The sequence below is a fragment of the Microbacterium resistens NBRC 103078 genome, from assembly GCF_001552355.1.
Taxonomy (GTDB): Bacteria; Actinomycetota; Actinomycetes; order Actinomycetales; family Microbacteriaceae; genus Microbacterium; species Microbacterium resistens.
Window position 1 is genome coordinate 44,734 of sequence record NZ_BCRA01000012.1, and the last position, 6,255, is coordinate 50,988.

At 70.9% G+C, this 6,255-nt stretch carries 7 protein-coding genes; 4 read left to right on the forward strand and 3 right to left on the reverse strand.

Annotation, left to right across the window (positions count from 1 at the left end; translation table 11 throughout):
* Positions 1-2 precede the first annotated feature (2 nt).
* Together MR1_RS02535 and zapE are read right to left on the reverse strand one after the other, a co-directional pair.
* The gene (locus MR1_RS02535; protein WP_067243127.1) at positions 3-1,238 is read right to left on the reverse strand and encodes an ammonium transporter; all 1,236 of its coding nucleotides are present in this window, start codon (positions 1,236-1,238) and stop codon (positions 3-5) included.
* A gap of 114 nt (positions 1,239-1,352) precedes the next feature.
* Positions 1,353-2,417: a cell division protein ZapE gene (zapE, locus tag MR1_RS02540; RefSeq protein ID WP_067243107.1), complete on the reverse strand. Its 1,065-nt coding sequence runs from the start codon at positions 2,415-2,417 to the stop codon at positions 1,353-1,355.
* A gap of 130 nt (positions 2,418-2,547) precedes the next feature.
* On the opposite strand from zapE, the gene MR1_RS02545 reads away from it, so the two are divergent.
* Together MR1_RS02545 and MR1_RS02550 are read left to right on the forward strand one after the other, a co-directional pair.
* A complete protein-coding gene (locus tag MR1_RS02545; protein WP_067243109.1) occupies positions 2,548-3,444 on the forward strand; it encodes a sulfurtransferase in 897 nt (298 codons plus the stop codon).
* A 19-nt stretch (positions 3,445-3,463) separates the two neighbouring features.
* On the forward strand, positions 3,464-3,913 hold the full coding sequence (locus MR1_RS02550) for a SufE family protein (protein ID WP_067243111.1): 450 nt from the start codon (positions 3,464-3,466) through the stop codon (positions 3,911-3,913).
* A gap of 13 nt (positions 3,914-3,926) precedes the next feature.
* On the opposite strand, the gene MR1_RS02555 is transcribed toward MR1_RS02550, so the two are convergent.
* Positions 3,927-5,090, reverse strand: coding sequence for an alpha/beta hydrolase family protein (locus MR1_RS02555; RefSeq protein WP_067243113.1), 1,164 nt, complete (start codon positions 5,088-5,090; stop codon positions 3,927-3,929).
* A gap of 25 nt (positions 5,091-5,115) precedes the next feature.
* Between MR1_RS02555 and MR1_RS02560 the strand changes: the two genes are divergently transcribed.
* Together MR1_RS02560 and MR1_RS02565 are read left to right on the forward strand one after the other, a co-directional pair.
* Positions 5,116-5,697, forward strand: coding sequence for a DUF3000 domain-containing protein (locus MR1_RS02560; protein WP_067243115.1), 582 nt, complete (start codon positions 5,116-5,118; stop codon positions 5,695-5,697).
* Positions 5,690-6,255 (forward strand): ribonuclease D (locus tag MR1_RS02565; protein ID WP_255218073.1); only part of this gene is annotated, 566 nt, incomplete at its 3' end. The genes MR1_RS02560 and MR1_RS02565, both read left to right, overlap by 8 nt.

Sequence of the window (6,255 nt, forward strand, 5' to 3'; positions counted from 1 at the left end):
GCTCACGAGGTGAGCGCGTAGCCCTCCTCGCCGTGGACGACCAGGTCGACCCCCGCGATCTCGTCCTCGCCGGTGACCCGGAACCCGATCGTCTTCTCGATCGCGAAGCCGATCGCCAGCGCGACGACGAAGGAGTAGACCAGCACTCCGCCGGAGGCGATGACCTGCACGGCCAGGAGCCGCAGGTCGCCGCCGGTGAACAGCCCCTGCCCGGTCGCGAAGAAGCCGAGATAGATCGTGCCGAGCAGACCGCCGATGAGGTGGATGCCCACGACATCCAGGGAGTCGTCGTAGCCGAGGCGGAACTTCAGCTCCACCGCCAGCGCGCACGCGACGCCGGCCAGCGCGCCGAGGAGCAGCGCCCATCCCGGGTCCAGGTTCGCGCAGGCGGGGGTGATCGCCACGAGGCCCGCGACGGCGCCGGACACCGCGCCCACCGACGTGGGCTTGCCGTCCTTGATCTTCTCCACGAGGATCCACCCGAGGATCGCCGCGGCCGTCGCGCCCAGCGTGTTGATCGCGATCAGGCCGACCTTGCCCATGTCCTCGGACACCCATTCGGCGCCGGCGTTGAACCCGAACCACCCGAACCACAGCAGCGCCGCCCCCAGGAGCGTCAGCGGGACGTTGTGCGGCTTCTGGATCCCCTTCTGGAACCCGATGCGCTTGCCGAGGACGATGGAGAGCGCCAGCGCCGCAGCGCCGGCGTTGATGTGCACCGCCGTGCCGCCGGCGTAGTCGATCACGGCGATCCCGCTGTCCTCCCCGAACAGGGTCGTCCCGAGGTTCATGATCCAGCCGCCGCCCCAGACCCATGCGGCGATCGGGAAGTACCCCAGCGTCGCGAACACGCCGACGAAGATCAGCCACGGACCAAACTTGGCCCTGTCCGCGATGGCGCCCGAGATCAGGGCGACCGTGATGATCGCGAACGTGGCGCCGTACGCGACCGTGAGGAGGGAGACGTTGGCCTCCGGCGACGCCGCGATCGACGCGAGCCCGAAGTCGGCGAACGGGTTGCCGGCGAACGCACCGGGATCCGACACGGCGCTCATCGAGGATCCGTAGAGGATCCAGAGGACGGCCACCAGGCCGATCGACCCGAAGCTCATCATCATCATGCTGACGACGCTCTTGGCCTTCACCAGACCGCCGTAGAAGAACGCCACGCCGGGCGTCATCAGCAGCACGAGTGCCGTCGCGGTCACGCCCCAGGCGATGTTCCCCGGTGCATCCATGTCCATACCTCGCATTTCGGAAAGAGTGACCCCAGTGTGGCGAGGTCGCGTTTCCGCCGAGGACGCGCGGTGTTGCGCGCGGGTTACAGGAGCGGCTCCGGTGTGAACAGCGTGTTACGCGGCGAGCGGGCCGGCGGGCGTGCGCTCGGCGTGCGTGAGGGCGTTGAGACGGGAGATGGCGCGCAGGTACTTCTTGCGGTAGCCCCCGGCGAGCATCTCCGGGGAGAACACCTCGTCCAGGGACACCCCCGTGGCCGCGATGGGGATCTGCGCGTCGTAGGCGCGGTCGACGAACGCGACGAACCGCAGCGCCTCGGACTGGTCCGTGAGCTGGTGCACGGCGCGCAGACCCAGCACGCCGACCCCCTCCACGAGGCGGATGTACCGCGACGGGTGCACGCGCGCGAGGTGCCGGATCACGTCGTCGAAGGCGTCGTCGGACACGCAGGCCGTCTCCGCGTGCCGCGCGAGCTCCGCGCTGTACTCCGCGTCGTCGAGCACCACCGCATGCCCGTCCAGCGCCCGCTGACGGAAGTCCACGCCGTCGATCCGGATGGTCTCGAAGCTGTCGGCCATCTGGTGGATCTCGCGCAGGAAGTCCTGTGCGGCGAACCGCCCCTCCCCCAGCGCGTTCGGCGGTGTGTTGGAGGTGGCGGCGAGACGGGTCCCGGAACCGACCAGTTCCCCGAGGAGCCGAGTCATCACCATGGTGTCGCCGGGATCGTCGAGCTCGAACTCGTCGATGCACAGCAGGTCGGCTCCGCGCAGGAGGTCGACGGTGTTCTTGTAGCCGAGGGCGCCGACGAGCGCGGTGTACTCGATGAAGGACCCGAAGTACTTCCGGCGTGCGGGCATCGCGTGGTAGATCGAGGCCAGCAGGTGGGTCTTGCCGACGCCGAAGCCGCCGTCGAGGTAGACCCCGGGCTTCGTCTCCGGCTCCTTGGGCGCCCGGCGGAACAGCCCCGCCCGCTTGACCGGGGCGCTCCCGCCCGCGAAGCGCATCAGCGTCTGCTTCGCGTCCTCCTGCGAGGGATAGGCGGGGTCCGACCGGTAGCTGTCGAAGGTGGCCTCGTCGAACTGGGGCGGCGGGACGAGGCTCGCGAGCATCTCGGTCCCGGTGACCTGCGGCTGACGGTCGGTGAGGTGGACGATGCCGGGTCGGGCCGTCTGTTCGGTCATGCGAATCCTGTGTCGAAGTCTTACGGAACGACCCCGTCGCGCCGCGCGGCGCTCTAGGGTCGGAGAGACGGATCCACACTACGCCGTCCCCGCACCGAACCCGCCCGCGCACCACATCGAGGAGCCCGCCGTGACCGTCGAGATCGACACCTCATCCGCCAAGTTCGCCGAGTACGCCGAACCCGGACGACTCGTGACGACCGAATGGCTGGCCGCGCATCTCGGCGATGAGGGACTCGTCGTCGTCGAGTCCGACGAGGACGTGCTGCTCTACGAGACCGGGCACATCCCCGGCGCCGTCAAGGTCGACTGGCACACCGAGCTGAACGACCCGGTGGTCCGCGACTACGTGGACGGACAAGGCTTCGCCGACCTGCTCAGCCGGAAGGGCATCGCGCGCGACGACACCGTGGTCATCTACGGCGACAAGAACAACTGGTGGGCCGCCTACGCCCTCTGGGTCTTCTCCCTGTTCGGTCACGAGGACGTGCGGCTGCTGGACGGAGGCCGGGACCGCTGGATCGCGGAGGGGCGCGAGCTCACCACCGACGCCCCGGACCGGGACCGCACCGACTACCCGGTGGTGGAGCGGGACGACACCGTCCTTCGCGCCTACAAGGACGACGTCAAGGCGTTCCTCGGGAAGGGACCGCTCATCGACGTGCGTTCCCCCGAGGAGTACAGCGGTGAGCGCACCTCGGCACCCGCGTACCCCGAGGAGGGCGCGCTGCGCGCCGGCCACATCCCCACGGCGCAGAGCGTGCCGTGGGCGAAGGCGGTGGCGGAGGACGGCGGATTCCGCCCTCGCGCCGAGCTCGAGGCGATCTACCGCGACGGCGCCGGCCTGTCGGACGGAGACGCGATCATCGCGTACTGCCGCATCGGTGAGCGCTCCAGTCACACCTGGTTCGTCCTCAAGCATCTTCTCGGCTTCGACGACGTCCGCAACTACGACGGCTCGTGGACCGAGTGGGGCAGCGCCGTGCGCGTCCCGATCGTGACGGGCTCCGAGCCCGGCACCGTGTGAGCGTGGGAGAATGGCGGGGATGACCGCCACGCTTCCGAACGCCCTCGCCGAGATCCGCGACGAGTTCCTCGAACTGCCCGAGTCCGAGCGGCTTCAGCTGCTCCTCGAGTTCTCCGGCGAGCTTCCCGACGTCCCCGCGGAGGTGGCGGATCACCCGGAGATGTGCGAACGCGTCGCCGAGTGCCAGTCGCCGGTGTACATCTACGTCGCGGTCGAGGACGGCGCCGTCGCGATGCACGCGACGGCGCCCGCCGAGGCGCCGACCACGCGCGGCTTCGCCAGCATCCTCGTCCAGGGGCTCACGGGTCTCAGCCCCGAGGAGGCGTTGGCGATCCCCGACGACTACCCGCAGTCGATCGGGCTGACGCGCGCCGTCTCGCCGCTGCGGATCGCGGGGATGACCGGCATGCTGATGCGCGCCAAGCGACAGATCCGGGAGCGCACCGGGATCAGCCCCGCCGCGCGCTGAGGCACGGGGGCGGTCACGCCTCGGTGAGACCCTGCTCGGCCAGCCACGATGTGATCGCTTCCGACCAGCGGTTCTGGTCGTAGTTCCACAGTTTCGTGTGCCGCGCCCCGGAGAACGCCGGCATCGTGACGAGATCCGGGCGCGCGGCGGCCAGGGCGTGCGAGGCGTCCGCGGGCACGAACCCGTCGTCGTCGCTGTGCAGCACGAGCATCGGCACCGAGAGCTCGCCGGCCCGGGCGACCATGTCGAGGTCGTCGAAGGGGATCGCCTGCTCCGCTCCGCTCAGCCGGGCGCTCCACTCGCGCGACAGCGCGTCCATCGCCAGCCGGGGCAGCGGATCCGGCAGCCCCATCCCCTTCGCCTGATAGCGCAGCACGGTCCGCCAGTCCACGACGGGCGACTCCAGGATCAGACCGGCGATCGCGTCGCGGTGCGCCGACGAGGTCACGGTCTGCAGGGCGATCGCGCCGCCCATCGACCACCCCATGAGGACGATGCGCTCCGCGCCGTGCCGCAGGGCGTGACCGATCGCCGCGTCCACGTCCCGCCACTCCGCGGCGCCCAGGGCGTAGGCACCGCCCCGGGTGCGCGGCGCCTCGCCGTCGTTCCGGTAGGAGGTCACGAGGACGGGCAGGCCCGCGGCATGGAGCACCGGCACCGCCCGCAGGCACTCGGCCCGGGTGGCCCCGCGCCCGTGGACCTGGATGACCCAGGTCGTCGAGGACCCGGGGAAGTACCAGGCCGGACACGGACCGGCGGGCGTCCCGATGAGGACGGACTCGTACGGGAGATGCAGTTCGCCGGGGCCTGTGTAGTAGATCCCGCTGAACGCGGCGCCGCGATCGAGCTGCGCCCCCGGCTCGATCTGCGTGAGCAGCTTCCTGCGGACGCTGTGGCCGTCGGCGGCGAGAACGGCGCCGAGCTTCACGTAACCGGGTGTCCCGCCGACGTAGAGGCCGTACCGGCCAGGGAGCTCCGTATCGGGGGTCCGGGCCAGCTCGATCGTCTGCGCGCCGGTGTCGACGGACAGGATCTCGGTGTCGAGCGCCCGGATCGACGGGGTGACCACCTTCCGCGCGATCCGGAGCACGAGTGCGCCGCCGATCGCGCCGCCGACGGCGACGGCTCCCGCAGCCGCCAGGAGCCCGATCGTCGCGGCGTGCCTGAGACTCTTCATCGCCTCCTGACTCTAGTCTGTCCGCGTGGACGCTCACCCCGGATCCGACGACGCCTTCGCGCGTGCGGCGACGGAGGTGCGCGCGATCCGCTTCCGCTCGGACATCGTCGTCCGCGAGATCCCGGCCCCGGCCGGGCTCGCCCCGTCCTCGCTGGCGCTCGCCGCTGATGTGCGGCCCGACGACGACGGCGACTCCATCTACGGCAGCGGGCGGTTCGTCCTGCTGCACGACCCCGCCGAGCCGGACGCCTGGGGCGGACCATGGCGGATCGTCTCGTTCGCGCAGGCGCCGCTGGAGCCCGAGATCGGCACCGATCCCCTATTGTCGGACGTCGCGTGGTCCTGGCTGATCGACGCCCTCGACTCCCGGGGCGCCGAGTATCACTCCGCGTCGGGGACCTCGACCAAGACGCTGTCGAAGGGGTTCGGCGGACTCGCCGCAGAGGGGGACGGCGCGCAGATCGAGCTGCGCGCGTCGTGGTCGCCGGACGGGGCGCTGACCCCGCATGCGGAGGCCTGGGCGGAGCTGGTCGGAATGCTCGCGGGACTGCCGCCGGGCTCGGAGAACATCGCCGTGTTCGGCGCCAGGAGAACCCTTCGTGACTGAGTTCGTCGTCATCGACACCCCCGTCGACTTCGCCGAGGCCTGCCGCCGTCTCGCCGCCGGCAGCGGCCCGGCCGCCGTCGACGTCGAGCGGGCGTCCGGTTTCCGCTATTCGCAGCGCGCCTACCTCGTGCAGGTGTTCCGCCGGGACGCGGGGGTCTTCCTCTTCGACCCGATCGCCATCCCCGACTTCGCCCCGCTCCAGGAGGCCCTCGCGGACGAGGAGTGGGTGCTGCACGCCGCGAGTCAGGACCTGCCCTCCCTCCGGGAGCTCGGCCTGCTGCCGGCCCGTCTGTTCGACACCGAGCTCGCCGGGAGGCTCCTGGGCCACGAACGCGTGGGACTCGCCGCGGAGGTCGAGCACGCCCTCGGCATCACGCTCGCGAAGGAGCATTCGGCGGCCGACTGGTCGACCCGGCCGCTGCCGGAGTCCTGGCTCGAGTACGCCGCGCTGGACGTGCTCCATCTCGTGGACGTCCGCGACACGCTCGTCGCCGAACTCGAGGAGCAGCACAAGACCGAGTACGCCCGCCAGGAGTTCGAAGCGACCCGGACCCGGCT

What these genes read in the sequence shown, in the direction of transcription:
- MR1_RS02535 (WP_067243127.1), bottom strand. Translation starts at nt 1,238, where the DNA reads ATGGATGCACCGGGGAACATCGCCTGGGGCGTGACCGCGACGGCACTC.
- zapE (WP_067243107.1), bottom strand. Translation starts at nt 2,417, where the DNA reads ATGACCGAACAGACGGCCCGACCCGGCATCGTCCACCTCACCGACCGT.
- MR1_RS02550 (WP_067243111.1), top strand. Translation starts at nt 3,464, where the DNA reads ATGACCGCCACGCTTCCGAACGCCCTCGCCGAGATCCGCGACGAGTTC.
- MR1_RS02555 (WP_067243113.1), bottom strand. Translation starts at nt 5,090, where the DNA reads ATGAAGAGTCTCAGGCACGCCGCGACGATCGGGCTCCTGGCGGCTGCG.